General features: G+C 68.3%; 17 protein-coding genes. 10 read left to right on the forward strand and 7 right to left on the reverse strand.

Going from position 1 to position 16,193, the window contains the following annotated elements; genetic code table 11:
• Window positions 1–149 precede the first annotated feature (149 nt).
• Genes ABZS29_RS08390 through ABZS29_RS08405 form a run of 4 tightly spaced genes read right to left on the reverse strand, consistent with a single transcriptional unit; the run spans window position 150 to window position 2,862 of the window.
• Window positions 150–950 carry a LemA family protein gene (locus ABZS29_RS08390; RefSeq protein ID WP_355459769.1) on the reverse strand — a complete coding sequence of 267 codons (801 nt, stop codon included), beginning with the start codon at window positions 948–950 and terminating at the stop codon, window positions 150–152.
• 39 nt (window positions 951–989) lie between these two features.
• On the reverse strand, window positions 990–1,694 hold the full coding sequence (locus ABZS29_RS08395) for a hypothetical protein (RefSeq protein ID WP_355459771.1): 705 nt from the start codon (window positions 1,692–1,694) through the stop codon (window positions 990–992).
• Window positions 1,694–2,236, reverse strand: a complete 543-nt coding sequence (gene pyrE / locus ABZS29_RS08400) for an orotate phosphoribosyltransferase (RefSeq protein ID WP_355459773.1) — start codon at window positions 2,234–2,236, stop codon at window positions 1,694–1,696. The genes ABZS29_RS08395 and pyrE overlap by 1 nt, the downstream gene beginning before the upstream one ends.
• 11 nt (window positions 2,237–2,247) lie before the next feature.
• The gene (locus ABZS29_RS08405) at window positions 2,248–2,862 is read right to left on the reverse strand and encodes a class E sortase (protein ID WP_355459775.1); all 615 of its coding nucleotides are present in this window, start codon (window positions 2,860–2,862) and stop codon (window positions 2,248–2,250) included.
• A 271-nt stretch (window positions 2,863–3,133) separates the two neighbouring features.
• Here ABZS29_RS08405 and tdh point away from each other — a divergent pair, with 271 nt between their 5' ends.
• The 4 genes from tdh to ABZS29_RS08425 all read left to right on the forward strand — a co-directional run bounded on the left by tdh (window position 3,134) and on the right by ABZS29_RS08425 (window position 7,482).
• Window positions 3,134–4,183: an L-threonine 3-dehydrogenase gene (gene tdh, locus ABZS29_RS08410; protein ID WP_355459777.1), complete on the forward strand. Its 1,050-nt coding sequence runs from the start codon at window positions 3,134–3,136 to the stop codon at window positions 4,181–4,183.
• On the forward strand, window positions 4,183–5,364 hold the full coding sequence (locus ABZS29_RS08415; protein WP_355459779.1) for a glycine C-acetyltransferase: 1,182 nt from the start codon (window positions 4,183–4,185) through the stop codon (window positions 5,362–5,364). The genes tdh and ABZS29_RS08415 overlap by 1 nt, the downstream gene beginning before the upstream one ends.
• Before the next feature lie 145 nt (window positions 5,365–5,509).
• Window positions 5,510–6,595: a winged helix DNA-binding domain-containing protein gene (locus ABZS29_RS08420; protein ID WP_355459781.1), complete on the forward strand. Its 1,086-nt coding sequence runs from the start codon at window positions 5,510–5,512 to the stop codon at window positions 6,593–6,595.
• 62 nt (window positions 6,596–6,657) lie between these two features.
• On the forward strand, window positions 6,658–7,482 hold the full coding sequence (locus tag ABZS29_RS08425) for an aldo/keto reductase (protein WP_355459783.1): 825 nt from the start codon (window positions 6,658–6,660) through the stop codon (window positions 7,480–7,482).
• Here the strand turns inward: ABZS29_RS08425 and ABZS29_RS08430 are convergent.
• Window positions 7,479–8,390 carry a LysR substrate-binding domain-containing protein gene (locus tag ABZS29_RS08430; RefSeq protein ID WP_355459785.1) on the reverse strand — a complete coding sequence of 304 codons (912 nt, stop codon included), beginning with the start codon at window positions 8,388–8,390 and terminating at the stop codon, window positions 7,479–7,481. The two genes, ABZS29_RS08425 and ABZS29_RS08430, sit on opposite strands and share 4 nt — an antisense overlap.
• 83 nt (window positions 8,391–8,473) lie before the next feature.
• Between ABZS29_RS08430 and ABZS29_RS08435 the strand changes: the two genes are divergently transcribed.
• Window positions 8,474–8,683 carry a hypothetical protein gene (locus ABZS29_RS08435; protein ID WP_355459787.1) on the forward strand — a complete coding sequence of 70 codons (210 nt, stop codon included), beginning with the start codon at window positions 8,474–8,476 and terminating at the stop codon, window positions 8,681–8,683.
• A complete protein-coding gene (locus ABZS29_RS08440) occupies window positions 8,640–9,539 on the forward strand; it encodes a LysR family transcriptional regulator (RefSeq protein WP_355459789.1) in 900 nt (299 codons plus the stop codon). The genes ABZS29_RS08435 and ABZS29_RS08440 overlap by 44 nt, the downstream gene beginning before the upstream one ends.
• A gap of 10 nt (window positions 9,540–9,549) precedes the next feature.
• Here the strand turns inward: ABZS29_RS08440 and ABZS29_RS08445 are convergent, their stop codons facing one another.
• On the reverse strand, window positions 9,550–10,317 hold the full coding sequence (locus tag ABZS29_RS08445; RefSeq protein WP_355459791.1) for an SDR family oxidoreductase: 768 nt from the start codon (window positions 10,315–10,317) through the stop codon (window positions 9,550–9,552).
• A 49-nt stretch (window positions 10,318–10,366) separates the two neighbouring features.
• On the opposite strand from ABZS29_RS08445, the gene ABZS29_RS08450 reads away from it, so the two are divergent.
• From ABZS29_RS08450 to ABZS29_RS08460, 3 genes are all read left to right on the forward strand, one after another.
• The gene (locus ABZS29_RS08450; RefSeq protein ID WP_355459793.1) at window positions 10,367–11,029 is read left to right on the forward strand and encodes a pyrimidine 5'-nucleotidase; all 663 of its coding nucleotides are present in this window, start codon (window positions 10,367–10,369) and stop codon (window positions 11,027–11,029) included.
• 77 nt (window positions 11,030–11,106) lie between these two features.
• Entirely contained in the window at window positions 11,107–11,799 is a 693-nt protein-coding gene (locus tag ABZS29_RS08455; protein WP_355459795.1) for an FCD domain-containing protein, read from the forward strand.
• A 302-nt stretch (window positions 11,800–12,101) separates the two neighbouring features.
• On the forward strand, window positions 12,102–14,093 hold the full coding sequence (locus ABZS29_RS08460) for a glycosyl hydrolase family 28-related protein (protein WP_355459797.1): 1,992 nt from the start codon (window positions 12,102–12,104) through the stop codon (window positions 14,091–14,093).
• On the opposite strand, the gene ABZS29_RS08465 is transcribed toward ABZS29_RS08460, so the two are convergent.
• Window positions 14,090–15,622, reverse strand: coding sequence for an MFS transporter (locus ABZS29_RS08465; RefSeq protein WP_355459799.1), 1,533 nt, complete (start codon window positions 15,620–15,622; stop codon window positions 14,090–14,092). The genes ABZS29_RS08460 and ABZS29_RS08465 overlap by 4 nt on opposite strands.
• Before the next feature lie 117 nt (window positions 15,623–15,739).
• Here ABZS29_RS08465 and ABZS29_RS08470 point away from each other — a divergent pair, with 117 nt between their 5' ends.
• Window positions 15,740–16,189 carry a MarR family transcriptional regulator gene (locus ABZS29_RS08470; RefSeq protein WP_355459801.1) on the forward strand — a complete coding sequence of 150 codons (450 nt, stop codon included), beginning with the start codon at window positions 15,740–15,742 and terminating at the stop codon, window positions 16,187–16,189.
• The last annotated feature ends 4 nt before the right edge of the window (window positions 16,190–16,193 follow it).

Here is a 16,193-nt window from a genome sequence, read left to right on the forward strand (position 1 = left end):
GGCATCTCGCCACACCGCCCGGGAAGCCCGATGTACGCCGGATGTATCTCACTGCGGCACTGTTGACACCGGTACCGGGGGGAGGCAGGGCCTGGGGCGCGGCGACCGACCGCCGCCGTGTCCCAGGCCCGGCACCGGGAGGCGCTCCGTCAGTGGCCGCCGGTAAAGGGCGGCTGTCCGTCCTGCGGGCTGGGGGAACCCGCAGGCGGGCCGCCCGCCGGCGGTCCCTGCGGGGCGCCGTACTGCGGCTGCCCCGGAAGCTGCTGCTGCGGCTGGTAGTGCGGCGCGTCCTGCTGGCCGGGCATCTGCGGCTGGATCTGGCCCGAGGACTGCACGCCCGGCTGCATCTGCGGCGGCGCCTGCTCACCGGCCACCGAGCCGATCGTCCCGAACGAGACCTGCGGGACCGAGCGGACCGCCTCGTCCTTCACCTCGAAGTAGCCGGCCTTCTCGAACTTGAAGGCGCCCGCCACGACGTTCGACGGGAACGCCTCGATCCGGGTGTTGTAGTCGCCGACGTTGGCGTTGTAGAACCGGCGGCCGGCCGCGATCCGGTCCTCGGTGTCGGTCAGCTCGCGCTGCAGACCGAGGAAGTTCTGGTTCGACTGCAGCTGAGGGTAGGCCTCGACCGAGATCATCATCTGGCGCAGCGCACCCGACAGCTCACCCTCGGCAGCGGCCCGCTGCTCCGGCGACGCCCCCTGGACGTTCACCGCCTGCGAGCGCAGCCGGGCGACCTCCTCGAAGACGTGCCGCTCGTGCGCGGCGAACGCCCGGACGGTCTCGACCAGGTTGGGGATCAGGTCGTACCGGCGGTGCAGCTCGACGTCGATCTGCCGCCAGGACTCCTGGATCAGGTTCCGCTGCTTGACGAACCGGTTGTACGACGTGATCAGCGCGATGGCCAGAATCACGACGATCACCAGGATCGCGATGATGACGAAGGTCATTGGTCCTGCTCCCGAGTGTTGGCGATGCTGGCCAAGACTCTACGGGTTGCGGAGTTCTATCCCGGCGTAGTCGCGCCAGACGTACGGCGGGATCTGGCCCGCGACCTGCTCGAGCAGGGCCAGCCGGTTGAGCACCTCGGTGAGGTCGTGGGCGCCCTTGTCCCAGCCGATCAGCGAGTTGCCCTCGAAGCGCCAGCCGATCTCGCCGCGGGCCAGCAGCAACTCCATCATCCGTGGCGTGATCACCGCGTGCCCGAACCGCTCGTCGTCCGCCTTCACCCGGAACGCCCGGTTGAACTGGTCGCTCTCGAACTGCAGGTCCCGGAAACCGAAGGCATTCGCGACCGCGCCGCCGAAGATGCCCTCGTGGGTGACCTCCAGGTGCGGCAGGGCACCGGGCAGTCCCAGCACGACCACGCCGAACTTGTGCGTGGTCGTCGTACGGCGGCCTTTCGAGTCGGTCGTGTGCGTCTGGTAGCTGTAGTCGAAGGCAACCATCTGGTGCCCGTTGAACAGCCCGGCCAGGACGTTCTTTACCCGCCAGTTGTCCCCCGTCCGGAACGGCGTGCCCTGCCAGCGGCCGGCCAGCGAGTTGTCGGCCGGCGTGTAGGACCAGCCGTACTGTGCCGCGAACCCGGCGAACAGCTCACGGCGCTTCTTCGCCTGGACATAGCTGACATAGGCGATCCCGCCACCGATCAGCAGTCCGAGCAGGACGACCAGCAGGATCAGCCTGGAGTCCACTACAGCCCCAGGTCGTCGAGCCCGAAGACGGTCCTGTACTCCAAACCCTCCGACTCCACCTTCTCCTTGGCGCCGGTGGCCCGGTCCACGATCACCGCGACCGCGACGACCTCGGCACCGGCCTCGCGCAGCGCCTCGACCGCGGTCAGCACCGAACCACCGGTGGTGGAGGTGTCCTCGACCGCGAGCACCCGGCGGCCCTTCACGTCCGGCCCCTCGATCCGGCGCTGCAGGCCGTGCGTCTTCTCGGCCTTGCGGACCACGAACGCGTCCAGCGTCCGGCCCTGCTGCGCTGCCGCGTGCAGCATCGACATCGCGACCGGGTCCGCACCCAGCGTCAGCCCGCCGACCGCGTCGTACTCGAGGTCCTTGGTCAGCTCGAGCATCGCCGGGCCGATCAGCGGCGCCGCGGCCGCGTCCAGCGTGATCCGGCGCAGATCGACGTAGTAGTCGGCTTCCTTGCCCGAGGCCAGCGTCACCTTGCCGTGCACGACGGCCTTCGTCTTGACCTGCTCCAGCAGGGCTTCCCGGTCGTAGCTCATGAGGCTTGAGCTTACTTCTTGGTGACGTGCACCAGTTGGCCGAAGGCGACCGAGCGGTCGGGTGAGTGGAACAGGTCCTGGCAGGTGGTCAGCGTGATGACCGACTTGGTCGCGGTCTCCTGCGGCTTGCCCGGGACCGGATCGAGCACCCAATTGTCGGCCGGCTTCACGGTCAGATCGCGCGGCGACCCGTCCAGCTCGTAGGTGTAGATCGAGTCGGCGGTCTCCACGATCACTTGGTCGCCCTTGCGCAGCTCGAGCAGCTTGCGGAACGGCGAACCGTGCGTGACCCGATGGCCGGCAAGGGCGAAATTCCCCGGCTGGCCCGGCAGTTGCGTCTGCGGGTAGTGCCCGATCCCGCGCGCCAGCTCGCCCTTGCCGATCCCCTCGATGACCGGCTTCTCCCAGTCCTTGCCGAACTTGGGAATCCGCAGCAGGACCACCGGCTGCCCCTCGGCCGGCGTCTTCGCGGCCGGCTTCTTCCACTGCTCACGCAGCGCGTTCTCCGCCTCGCCCATCTGCTGGTTCGAGGTGATCCCGGTCCCGAAGTACTGCCAGCCCACCCAGCCGAGCAGCCCGAGACCCGCCACCAGCAACAGGATCCCCAGACCCCTGACTCCCCGCATGTCGCCAGGGTATGTCGCCCGGCTCCACGCCGTAGCGAGCAGGTGCTCGGTGCGGTAGCTCGGCGTGCTGGAGGGGAGGCCTCGATGCTTTTCCATCGTGGTCTTTCCTCCAGTGCGGCGAGGTGCCGTGCCGAGTGCCGCGCAGTAGGCGTGGGGCCGGGCGACATGCCCTGGTATGCAGTTCAACTGCAAAGGCTGTGTACGACGTGTCGATGGACGCGGATGGTTGCCCGGGACGACGATGTGGGCGTCCTTACAACGGAGGTGTGCGGTGAAGGCGCTGGTCAAGGCTGAGGCGAAGCCCGGTCTGTGGTTGCAGGACGTTCCGGAGCCGAAGATCGAGGCCGACGAGGTCCTGATCAAGGTCCTGCGGACGGGTCTGTGCGGTACCGATCTGCACATCCAGAGCTGGGACGCGTGGGCGCAGAAGAACGTGCCGGTGCCGATGGTCACCGGGCACGAGTTCGTCGGCGAGGTCGTCGAGATCGGGGTCGGCGTCCGCGACGTCGCGGTCGGTGACCTGGTCAGCGGCGAGGGCCACCTGGTCTGCGGCCGCTGCCGCAACTGCCGCGCCGGCCGCCGGCACCTCTGCATCAAGACACGCGGACTGGGCGTCCACGTGGCTGGCGCCTTCGCCGAGTACGTCGCTCTGCCCGCGCAGAACGCGTGGGTACACAAGGACCCGGTCGACCTCGACGTCGCCGCGGTCTTCGATCCGTTCGGGAACGCCGTACACACTGCGTTGTCGTTCCCGCTGGTCGGCGAGGACGTGCTGATCACCGGCGCCGGACCGATCGGCGTGATGGCCGCGGCCGTCGCACTGCATGCCGGTGCGCGGAACGTCGTGATCACGGACCTGTCGGAGTACCGGCTCGATCTCGCCCGGAAGATCGGCGTCACCCGGGCGGTCAACATCGGCTCGGAGACGATCGCCGACGCCCAGTCGAGCCTCGGGATGCGCGAGGGGTTCGACGTCGGGATGGAAATGTCCGGTCAGCCGGCCGCGCTGCGCGACATGCTCGCGAACATGAACCACGGCGGCAAGATCGCGATGCTCGGCCTGCCGGCCGACGAGATCGCGATCGACTGGAGCACCGTCGTCCTCAACATGCTGACGATCAAGGGCATCTACGGCCGGGAGATGTTCGAGACCTGGTACTCGATGTCGGTGATGCTCGAACGCGGCCTCGACCTGACCCCGGTGATCACGCACCGGTTCGGGTACGGCGACTTCGAGCAGGCCTTCGACGTCGCCCGCGCCGGGCAGTGCGGCAAGGTCATTCTGGACTGGACGAGCGAAGTACTGGAGGAGAAGCACTGATGTTCGGGCAGATGCGCGAGGACCTGACCACGACGATCGGCGAGATCCGCGACGCCGGGCTGTACAAGTCCGAGCGGGTGATCACGTCACCACAGCAGTCGCTGATCTCCGTTGCCAGCGGCAACGAGGTGCTGAACTTCTGCGCCAACAACTACCTCGGCCTGGCCGACCACCCCGAGGTGATCGCGGCCGCCCGGAACGCCTTGGACACCTGGGGTTTCGGGATGGCGTCGGTGCGCTTCATCTGCGGTACGCAGCAGGTCCACAAGGATCTCGAGTCCGCGCTGAGCACCTTCCTCGGCACCGAGGACACGATCCTCTACAGCTCCTGCTTCGACGCGAACGGCGGCCTCTTCGAGACCCTGCTCGGCGCTGACGACGCGATCATCTCCGACGAGCTCAACCACGCCAGCATCATCGACGGCATCCGCCTGTCGAAGGCTCGTCGGTACCGCTACAAGAACCGCGACATGGCCGACCTCGAGGCCCAGCTCAAGGACGCCGCCGACGCCCGCTACCGCCTGATCGCCACCGACGGCGTCTTCTCCATGGACGGCTACCTGGCCCCCCTCGACGAGATCTGCGACCTCGCCGAACGCTACGACGCCCTCGTCATGGTCGACGACTCCCACGCCGTCGGCTTCGTCGGCCCCGACGGCGCCGGCACCCCGTCGTTGTTCGGCGTGAAGGACCGGGTCGACATCGTCACCGGCACCCTCGGCAAAGCCCTCGGCGGCGCCTCCGGCGGCTATGTCTCCGCTCGCCGCGAGATCGTCGAGTTGCTGAGGCAGCGCTCCCGCCCGTACCTCTTCTCCAACTCGCTGGCCCCCTCGGTCACCGCCGCCTCCCTGAAGGCCCTGGAGCTCATCGCCACCTCCACCGCCCTTCGCCACCAGCTGGACTCGAACACCGCCCTCTTCCGCACCAAGATGACCGAGGCCGGCTTCGACATCCTCCCCGGCTCCCACCCCATCTCCCCCGTCATGATCGGCGACGCCGCGCAGGCCGCCGTACTCGCAGAAAAGCTCCTGGAGCTCGGCATCTACGTCATCGCCTTCTCCTACCCGGTAGTCCCCCACGGCAAGGCCCGCATCCGCGTCCAGCTGTCAGCCGCCCACTCCACCGAAGACGTCGAGAAGGCCATCGCCGCCTTCATCGAAGCCCGCGCCGCCCTGGCCTGAGCGGACCGCCCCCACTCACCAACTCGCCCAAGCTTTTCCACTCCACGCTCAGCCACCGGCCCGACAACTCCCCGCGGGCCGGTTACTGAGTGGCACAGATCCGCTTCTGACTGCGTTTGTCGGTTGGGTGCGCGACGATGCCTGCATGGTGGTGATGAGTGGGCGAGCGGTCAATCGGGCGACGTTGGCTCGGCAGCTGTTGGTGGAGCGGGCGGATGTGAGTGTGGCCGCGGCTGTTGAGCAGCTGGTGGGGATGCAGGGGCAGGAGGCCAAGCATCCGTACGTCGGGTTGTGGTCGCGGGTCGCGGGGTTTGCGGAAGGCGACCTGGATCGGGCTGTTGAAGCGCGCGAGGTGGTCAGGGGGACGTTGTTTCGGGGGACTTTGCATTTGGTGACTGCGGCTGACTTCCTGCGGTTCCGCGCGACGGTGGCACCGGTGCTGGAGGCAGGGTTGCGGTTGCTGAAGGAGCGGGCGGAGGGGATGGAGCCTGCAAAGGTCGTCGCGGCGGCGGAGCGGATTCTGGCGAAGGAGCCGTTGACGTTTACCGAGGTGCGGGACGCGTTGCAGAAGGAGTTCCCGGCGGTGAACGAGCGGGCGCTGGGGTTCTGCACGCGGATGCTGGTGCCGCTGGTCATGTACCCGACCGGTGGCCGCTGGAGCTGGCCGGCGAATGCGCGGTTCACGCCGGCCGAGGAATGGATCGGCAAGAAGCTGCACCGGAAGGAAGAGCAGGCCGAGCTCGTCACCCGGTACCTGCAGGCATTCGGCCCGGCGACCCCCGCCGACTTCCAGACCTGGTCCGGCCTGCCGAAAGCCAAGCCCGTCTTCGACAGCCTCGACCTCGAAACTTTCACCGACGACAACGGCAAAACCCTGTACGACGTACCTGACGCGCCAAGACCTGATCCCGGCACTCCGGTCCCGGTTCGCTTCCTGCCGGAGTTCGACAACCTGCTGCTCGCCCACGCCAAGCGCGAGCGGATCATCGCCGACGAACACCGCCCGGCCGTGTTCACCAAGAACCTCCGCGTGAAGGCGACGTACACGGTGGACGGCTACGTGGCCGGCCTGTGGACGGCGGAGAAGAAGCGTGGTGTGGCCACTCTCACCCTGACCCCGTTCGGCCGGCTGCTGAAGCGGAACAAAGGCGACCTGGAGCGCGAGGGGACCGCCCTGCTCGGGTTCCTGGAGCCCGATGCGAAGTCCTACGAGGTGGTTACGGGCAGTTGATGAGGTTGTTGTCACACATCAGATGACTGGGCCAGAACCCATCGGCCCGGTGAAATGGATCAATGAACACAGTCCCCTCCATCACTCTGGACAACGGCGTCGAGATCCCGCAGCTGGGCCTGGGGGTCTGGCAGGTCGAGGACGCGATCGTGGCCGACGTGGTCACCACCGCCTTCGAGGCCGGTTACCGCCACATCGACACCGCGGCGGCGTACCGGAACGAGCCCGGTGTCGGCCGCGCGATCGCGGCGAGCGGTCTGCCGCGCGACGAGCTGTTCATCACCACCAAGCTGCAGAACGACGACCAGGGCTACGACAGCACCCTGGCCGCGTTCGACGCCAGTGTGGAACGGCTCGGCCTCGAGTACGTCGACCTGTACCTGATCCACTGGCAGCATCTGAAGAAGGACAAGTACGTCGAGACCTGGAAGGCGTTCGAGCAGTTGTACGCCGACAAGCGGGTGCGCGCGATCGGGGTGTCGAACTTCCACGAGCCCGCGCTGCGGCGGATCTTCGACGAGACCACGATCCGGCCGGCGGTGAACCAGATCGAGCTGCACCCGGCGCTCCCGCAGGACGAGCTGCGCGCGTTCAACGCGGAGAACGACATCGTCACGCAGGCCTGGAGCCCGCTCGCCTCGGGTGAGCTGGTCGGCGACAGCACGCTGAAGGGCATCGGCGAGAAGTACGGCAAGTCGCCGGCGCAGGTGATGATCCGCTGGCACCTGCAGCTCGGCAACGTCGTGATCCCGAAGTCGAAGACGGCGAGCCGGATCCAGGAGAACATCGAGGTGTTCGACTTCCAGCTCGACAACGACGACATGGCCGCGATCGCCGACCTCGAGACCGGGGTCCGCACCGGCGGCGACCCGGACCTCTTTCCCTAAACAGATTCCAGGAAGCGGGCCAGCACCGGGGACCGGTTGTCCGGCGACCAGGCGACGGAGAGTTGCCACAGAGGTAGGTCGTCGGACAACTCGCGGTACACGACCGTGTCCGGGTTGGACGGCGGTGTCGGCCCGATCAACAGTGAGACACCGAGACCGGCCGCCACCAGTGACACGATCGTTTGTACGTCGGCCGCCACCTGCTCGATCCGCGGCGTGAACCCGACCGCCCGGCAGAAGCCGACCAAGGTGTCGTGGACAACCGGCCCACTCGGCCGGCTGTAGAACACGAACGGCTCTTCCGCGAGCTCCGCCAGCCGCAGCCGCTTCCGACGAGCCAACCGATGCCGAGCCGGCAACGCCACCAGCACCGGATCCGACGACACCACCCGCGACGACAGCCCCGGCGCCAACCGCACCACCACTGTCTCGCCCCCTGGCTGAGCACCGACCGCGGGCGCGTTCGGCCGCAGCAGCCCGACGTCGATCCGACCGTCGAGCAACGCCTCCGTCTGCCGCAGCGTCGTCAGCGACTCCAGATCGAGCTCCACTTCCGGGTACGCCGTACGGAAGGCTCCGAGCAGTCGCGGCAGTACCTCGAAGGTCGCCGACTGCACGAACCGCAGCCGCAACGTTCCCAGCTCACCGCGCTGCGTTCGTTGTGCGGCCCGGATCGCCTCGTCCGATCGCCGCAGCAAGTCCTGCGCCTCGGCCAGAAACGTCGCTCCGGCCGCGGTCAGCACGAACCGCTTCCGCACCCGGGCGAACAACTCGACCCCGATGTCGCGCTCGAGCGCCGCGATCTGCCGGCTCAGCGACGGCTGCGTCAGATGCAGCCGCACGGCCGCCCGCCCGACGTTCAGCTCCTCGGCCACCACCACGAACGACCGCAACTGCCGTAGCTCCATAGACCCAATCATGCAGCAGAGACATCAACTCTGCGCAGAAGTTTCATTGGACGCATCACCGTCACGCTTCTACCGTCGAAGACATGTACATCCCGTTCTCCTTCATCAAGGCGATCCACGAAGAGATCCACTCCGCCGAACCGCACGCCCCCGTCCGCCCCCACCTTCCGATGCGGGACCGCGCGGTGATCCGCGGCGTCCGCCGGCTGTTCGACCGCCCCTCGACCGAGGTGTGCCAAGCTGAGGTCCGTGATCGAGGTACGACGGTTGCGGGTCCTGCGCGCGCTTGCTGACCACGGCACCGTGACCGCGGCTGCCGAGGTCCTGCACCTGACCCCGTCGGCCGTCTCCCAGCAGCTGGCCGCCCTCGAGTCCGAGGTCGGCCAGGAGCTGCTCGAACGCCGCGGCCGCCGGGTCGCGATCACCTCCGCCGGCCGGCTGCTCCTCAGCCACGCCGACACCATCCTCGGCGAGGTCGAGCGCGCCGAGGACGCACTCCGGCTGTTCGCCGACGGCTCGACCGGCGAGGTCCGGATCACCGCCTTCGCGACCGCGATCAGCCTGCTCGTCGCACCGACCCTCGCCCGCCTCCGCGACACCAGCCCCGGCCTCACCCTGGTCGTCCGGGACGCCGAAGGCCACCAGGGCATCACTCAGCTCCTCGACGGTGACGCGGACCTCGCGATCGCCGTCGAGCATCGAGGCTCTCCGCGCCCCGACGACCAGCGCCTGACCCGGATCCCCTTGTACGCCGAGCCTTTCGTCGCCGTACTGCCGCCCGAACACCCGGCCGCCCGACACGACTCCGTCGATCTCGCGATGTTCGCGAGCGACGACTGGGTGATGACCGCGCCCGGCAACCCGATCCGTGACGTCGTGCTGCTCGCGTGCGAACAGGCCGGCTTCCAGCCCAAGATCGCGCACGAGTCCGACGACTTCCGCGCCGTCGCCGCCCTGGTCGCCGCCGGCGCCGGCGTCTCGCTGGTCCCGCGACTCGCCGTCCCCACGCCGACTCTCGCCGTGATCCGGCCGCTCCCCGACCCCGCCCCGGTACGCCGGGTCTACGCCGCAGTCCGCCGCAGTCGCGCCGACCACCCGCTGATCACCGCGACCCTCGCCGTACTGACCGAGGTCGCCGACAAGCTCTGATCACGGCCGATCAGGTACGGCGGCGTCCGTCCAGACCGACCGTGGAGAGCCGCGCGATCAGCGTGCGCGGGGTGTAGCGCGCAGCCGCGGCGATCACCTTGTAGCGACGGCTCGGAATCGAGATCGCCTTGCCGCGCATGACGTCCTTCCACGCGGCATCGACCAGCTCGCTCGCATCCAGCCACATGAACGACGGGACGACCGTCTTGTCCATCCCCATCCGCTCGTGGAACTCCGTGTGCACGAACCCCGGGCACAACGCCATCACCGCAACGCCCTTGGAGTGCAGCTCGATCGCGAGCCCCGCGGAGAAGTTCGTCACCCAGGACTTGTGCGCGCTGTAGCTCCCGCGCTGCAGGAACCCGGCGACCGACGACACGTTGATCACCGCGCCCGACCCGCGCTCGATCATCGGCAGCACCGCGGCATGCGTCAGCCGCAGTACCACCCGCACCAGCAGGTCGAGTTGCTTCTCCTCGGCCTCGATCGAGTTCGCCCAGAACGGCTTCTTCTGCCCGAACCCGGCGTTGTTCACCAACACCTCGATCGGCCCGCTCCGGAACCGCTCCTCCACCCGCGCCAAGCCGTCCCGGTCAGTCAGATCCGCCGCCAGCACCTCACAGGAAACGCCGTACCGCTGCGTGACCTCGGCCGCGACCTCCTTCAGCCGCGCCTCGTCCCGCGCCACCAGCACCAGGTCGTACCCCTCGGCCGCCAGCTTGTCCGCGAACGCCCGGCCGATCCCAGCCGTAGGTCCCGTGATCAGCCCAGTCGCCACGTCACTCCTCCCGTCGATGCCATCCCCAGTCTGTCACTACCCTGACCCCGTGCCCCTCGCTGCCGACACCTGGATCCTCGACCTCGACAACACCCTCTATCCCCCGGCCACCGGCCTCGCCGACCAGATGAACGCGCGCATCCGCGCCTACCTGGCCGACCTGCTCCAAGCCGACGAGCCCGAGACCCGCCGCCTCCAGGCCAAGCTGGTCGCCGAGCACGGCACGACCCTGCGCGGACTGATGAACACCCGCGGCATCGACCCCCACGACTACCTCGCCTGGGAACACACCATCGACTACTCCGTCCTGTGCCCCGACCCGGCACTGGTCGCCGCACTCGGCGCCCTTCCTGGGCGGAAGCTTCTGTTCACGAACGGCTCGGCGTACCACGCGGATCAGGCGCTGCCGAGGCTCGGACTGGAGGGGATCTTCGACGGTGTCTTCGACATCGTGGCCGGCGACCTCATGCCCAAGCCGTACCCGGAGAGCTACCAGCGCTTCATCACCAAATTCGCGGTGGCCCCGGAGCGGTCCGTCTTCTGCGACGATCTGGCGGTCAACCTTGACGTCCCCGAACAGCTCGGGATGACCACGGTCTGGGTCTCCGGTACGCCGGTCGCCGGGCCGGCGCCGTACGAGGTGCTCGGCCCGCGGCGGTGGCGAACGTGGGACCTCGCGAGGATGTTGCACACCTTGACATCTGATGACTAAGGCTTGTCAGCTCGCATTTTTGCGGGTTTTGGGTGATTGTGGGCATGAATGGTCTGAGGACTTGCGGGAGGTGGACGATGGCGGCGACCGACACGGCGCTGGCCGGACTACGGCAGATGATCGCATCAGGCGCACTGGGACCGGGCGCGAAGTTCCCGCCCGAGCCCGAGCTGTGTGACCAGCTCGGCGTATCGCGGAGCTCGTTGCGAGAGGCGGTCCGTTCGCTGGCTGCCCTGGGTGTGATCGAGTCCCGGCACGGCTCAGGCACCTACGTGTCAGCCCTGGATCCGGCCGAAATCATCAGCCGCTTCTCCCTCTCGGTCGAGCTGATCCCGCTCGAAGGCGTCCTCGAACTCCTCGAAGTACGACGAGTCCTCGAAGCACACGCGACCGCTTCAGCCGCGGCTCGCCAGGACGCCGGCCTCGCCGACCGCCTCGCCGAGATCCTCGACCGCCTCGAGGCGACCACCGACGCGGCCGAGATCCAGCAGCTCGACGCCGAGTTCCACGGCGCGATCTGCGCGGCCGGCGCCAATCCGACCGTCACCGCTCTCACCGCGGTGATCCGCGGCCGGGGCGGCCACTACCGAATCTTCGAACCCGGCGTCGACTTCGACGCCATCAAACAAACCAGCGACCGCGGCCACCGCGCGATCCTCGCCGCCATCACCCACCGCGACCCCGCCGCCGCGGCCACCGCCGCCTCCGCCCACATCGCCCAAACCGAACTCTGGCTCCGAGCCCTCCGCCCCGACCCCCAGCCCAACTAGCCACCTTGTGCACGCACCAACCATCCCCACGACCCGTGGATGGTTGATGCGTGCACAAAGTCGCCCTGCCGTGGTCGAGGCGTGCACAAAGGTGGCCGGGCTGCTCTTTGGGCGCGGACCGGGGAGCGTTGTCGACCTTGTGCATCCATCAACCATCGCGAGGGCCCGCAGACGGTTGGTGGGTGCACAAAGTTGATCCAGCTGGCTCGGCGGCGCGGATATTTGCGAGATTCTGTCGAGATCTTGCGGTGGGGTGGTCTAGTGCTTAGCCTCCAGGGAGTTCTTCTGGAGGGGATCCGCCAATGTCCCGAACACACTTGCGCGCGCTCGCTGTCGCCCTGACGACCGCGGTGCTCGGCGCCACACTCACCGCTCCCGCGATGGCCGTCCGGCCGGCACCGCGGATCACTCGGGCCGGCCTTGATCCGGCGCTGGTCGCCGGGCGCGGAGCGACGGTTCCGTTCGTTGAGCAGGAGGCGGAGAACGCCTTCTTCACCGGCGAGCAGCTCGGCCCCGGCCGCGAGGCCTACACGCTGCCTGCGGAGGCGTCCGGCCGCACGGCCGTCCGCCTGCAACCACAGCAGTACGTCGAGTTCACGCTGACCCACCCGGCCAACGCGCTGACGCTTCGCTACAGCATCCCGGACGCGCCAACCGGCGGCGGGATCCAGGCGCCGCTCGACCTCACGGTCAACGGCAAGCACAAGCGCACCCTGACGCTCACGTCCGAGTACGCCTGGCTGTACGGGATGTATCCGTTCTCCAATGACCCGAACGTCGACCCGACCCCCGGCTGGTGGAAGCCGGAACCGGATCCGGTCGCCAGGCCTTTCCGGCCGAACCACTTCTACGACGAGCAGCGTGTGCTGCTCGACCGGACGTACCAGGCCGGCGATCGCGTCCGGTTCGCCGTACCGAAGCACACGAACGCCGCCTGGACCGTCATCGACGTCGCCGACTTCGAGCTCGTGAAGGCGCCGAACCGGCAGCCCGCCCGGTCTCTCGACGTACGGCTGTTCGGCGCCGACCCGACCGGCCGCCGCGACGCCGCGCCCGCGATCGACCGCGCCATCGCGACCGCGAAGAAGCTCGGCTGGTCGGTCTTCATCCCGCCGGGCACCTACCAGGTCAACCGGCACATCGTGGTCGACAAGGTCACCGTCCGCGGCGCCGGCAACTGGCACACGATCATCAAGGGCAAAGTCCTGCCACTCGCCGAGCCCGCACCGGACAAGTCCGTGCACAGTGCCCCCGGCTTCTACGGCCGGCGTTCGGGGCGGCGGGGTGGGGAAGGTATTCAACCAGCCGACGCAGGCGGGAGCACGAAGGTCCACCTGGCCGACTTCGCGATCGAGAGCGACGTCCGGGAACGCATCGACACCGACCAGGTGAACGGGATCGGCGGCGCGATCGGCGGCGGTTCGACGATCGAGAACCTCTACCTGCACCACACCAAGGTGGGCATCTGGCTGGACGGCCCGATGGACGGTCTGCTGATCCGCAACAACATCATCACCGACGCGATCGCCGACGGGATGAACCTGCACCTCGGGGTCTCGAACGTCCGCGCCACGAACAACTTCGTCCGTAACAGCGGTGATGACGGACTGGCGATGTGGTCGGAGGCCAACCCGGACGGACTGGCCAACCACGACAACGTCTACGACCACAACACCGTGCAGACGCCGGTCCTGGCCAACAACATCGCCATCTACGGCGGTCGCGACAACGCGGTCACCGACAACCTGGTCGCCGACCCGATCCGCGAGGGCAGCACCCTGCACGCCGGTTCGCGGTTCAACTCGACGCCGTTCGAGGGCAAGCTGACCTTCGCCCGGAACACCACCGTCCGCGGCGGTCCCCGTGACCTCAACTGGAACATCGGTCTCGGCGCCATCTGGCTCTACGCCTTGCAGTCGACGATGTCCGCCGACCTGCAGATCACCGACAGTTCGTTCCTGGACTCGACGTACAACGCGATGATGTTCGTCGTCGACTGGCCGGTGAAGGACACCTACGCGATCAATAACGTTGCCGTACGCAACATCAAGGTGGACGGCACCGGGACCGGCGTGGTGAACGCCCGGGTCGGCGGCTTCGCCTCGTTCGAGAACGTCGACGCCCGCAACGTCGGGGCGCCGTTCGTCAACAACTGCGGCACGTTCCACTTCGATGGTCCGCCGGAGTTCGACGTACGGCTGCTCAGCGGCAACGACGGCGGCTGGTACGGCGCCACCTGGTGCGAGGACCGCCCAGTCGTGATACCGCCCCCGCCGCCGTCGGTCTGGAACTAAACCTCGGCCGTGACCGGCTCGGCCTCGACCACCGGGGCCGAGCGGTTGCGGAAGGCAAGGATCAGGACGACCGCTCCCGCCAAGGTGAAGAATGCGGCCACCAGCGCCGCAGTGTGCATGGCCTGGATGAACGCGTCGTTGGCCAGCGGGATCAGCTGCGGCCGGCCGAGCGTCGCCGCGGCGTGCCGGGTGGCCTCGGCCGATTCACCCGCGGTGTCACGGAGATTCGCCGGCAACGACGGCGCGATCGCGTGCTGGTACGTCGAGGAGACGATCGTGCCGATGACGGCGACGCCGAGCACGCTGCCGACCTGCCGGATCGCGTTGCTGACCGCCGAACCCGCGCCGATGCGATCCATCGGAAGTGTGGCGACGACACCGGCCGTGGTCGGCGCGACCGCGGCTCCGATGGCGAGACCGGCCGCCGTACCGACGAAGGAGAACCACACCAGCGACGTGTCGATGGTGAAGGTCAGGTTCAGCACCAGGCAGAGCGTGAACACGGCCAGCGCCGTACCGGAGACGCGAGCGATCCCGAACCGCGCGGCCAGGCGGGCGCCGAGCGGTGAGCCGAGAACGACACCGATTGCCCCGGGCAACGACAGCAGGCCGGCATGCAAGGGACTGAAGCCGCGAGTCCCTTGCAGGTAGAAGGTCTGGTAGAACGCCTGACCGGTGATCGTGAGGAACAACGCGCCGAGCGCGAGGTTGCCGGCGGCGAAGTGCCGGTTGCGGAACAGGCGGGGATCGAAGCTCGGATCGTGCTCACGCGCTTCGGCGTACAGGAAGGTGGCGATCAGGACGAGGCCGGCAACGATGCTCGCCCAGACCTGCCAGCGGCTCCAGCCGCCGAGGTGGCCGCCCTCGATCAGGCCGTAGGACACCCCGAGCAGGCCGAGCGTGGACAGGCTGAGGCCGCGCAGATCGAACCGGCGTTGCTGCGGGCTCCGCGTGTTCGGGAGGAAGGCCACGGCACCGATCAGTGCGATCGCGACCAGCGGCAGGTTGATCAGGAACACCGAGCCCCACCAGAAGTGGCTGAGCAGCAGACCGCCGAGGACCGGCCCGGCAGCCACGCCGACTCCGGCGGCCGACGACCAGATCGCGATCGCACCGGCTCGCCGTTCGGGAGCGAACGTCCGGCCGAGGATCGCCATCGAGGTCGGCATGATCAGCGCGCCGCCGAGACCCATCGTGGCGCGAGCGAGGATGAGGACGACCGGCCCGTCGGCCCAGGCCGCCCAGGCGGACGAGGCGCCGAAAACGGCCAGGCCGACCATCAGCACCGTTCGGTGACCGTAGCGGTCGCCGAGCGCGCCCGCGGCGAACAAGGCGGTGGCGAACAGCAGCGAGTAGATCCCGATCGCCCACTGGAGCTGACCGGGTGACGCACCGAGCCCCTGGACCGGGTCGGCGAGACGTTCCAGGGCGACGCCCAGGACGGTCGAGTCGATCCAGATCAGCAGCGCGGACAGAACGAGGACGGCGAGCACCCGGCCGGGACGGGTAGGTGGTGGTGAAGCGGACACCGCGTCTCCTATGATTGACAGGACCCTGACGAGGTTTCAGTCTGCGATGATTGACAGGTTCCTGTCAATCACTTTTGTTGCGAATGGCAGAGTTCGGGCGTTGGCAGAATGAGGAGCATGGAAGAACCCGACTACCGCTTCGGCGTGACGTTCCTGGTGCGGCATGCCTGGCTGAACATGCGTTCGGCCGTGGCCGTCGCACTGGCCGACCACGGCCTGTCCGTGCAGCAGTACGGCGCCCTGATGGTGCTCACGTTCCACCCGGGCCACACCGTCGCCGAGGTCGGACGCGCGGTCGGTACGGCGCGGCAGTCGGCCAACGAACTCATGACCGGACTGGAGAAGGCCGGCCTGGTCGAGCGCCGCCCGAACCCGCATGACCGGCGTACCCAGCAGTTGTTCCTCACTCCGGCCGGCGAGGAGCGGCTCGAGGCCGCGGCCCCCGCCGTACTGGCGCTGGAGGCGGAGCTCGAGGCGTCGTTCAGCACCGCCGACCGCGAGACCGCCCGCGACTGGCTGGGCCAGATGGTGCGAGACGCCAACAGCTACTGCGCCGATCGGAGCTAAGGTC

The organism is Kribbella sp. NPDC005582 (assembly GCF_040605415.1).
Lineage (GTDB): Bacteria > Actinomycetota > Actinomycetes > Propionibacteriales > Kribbellaceae > Kribbella.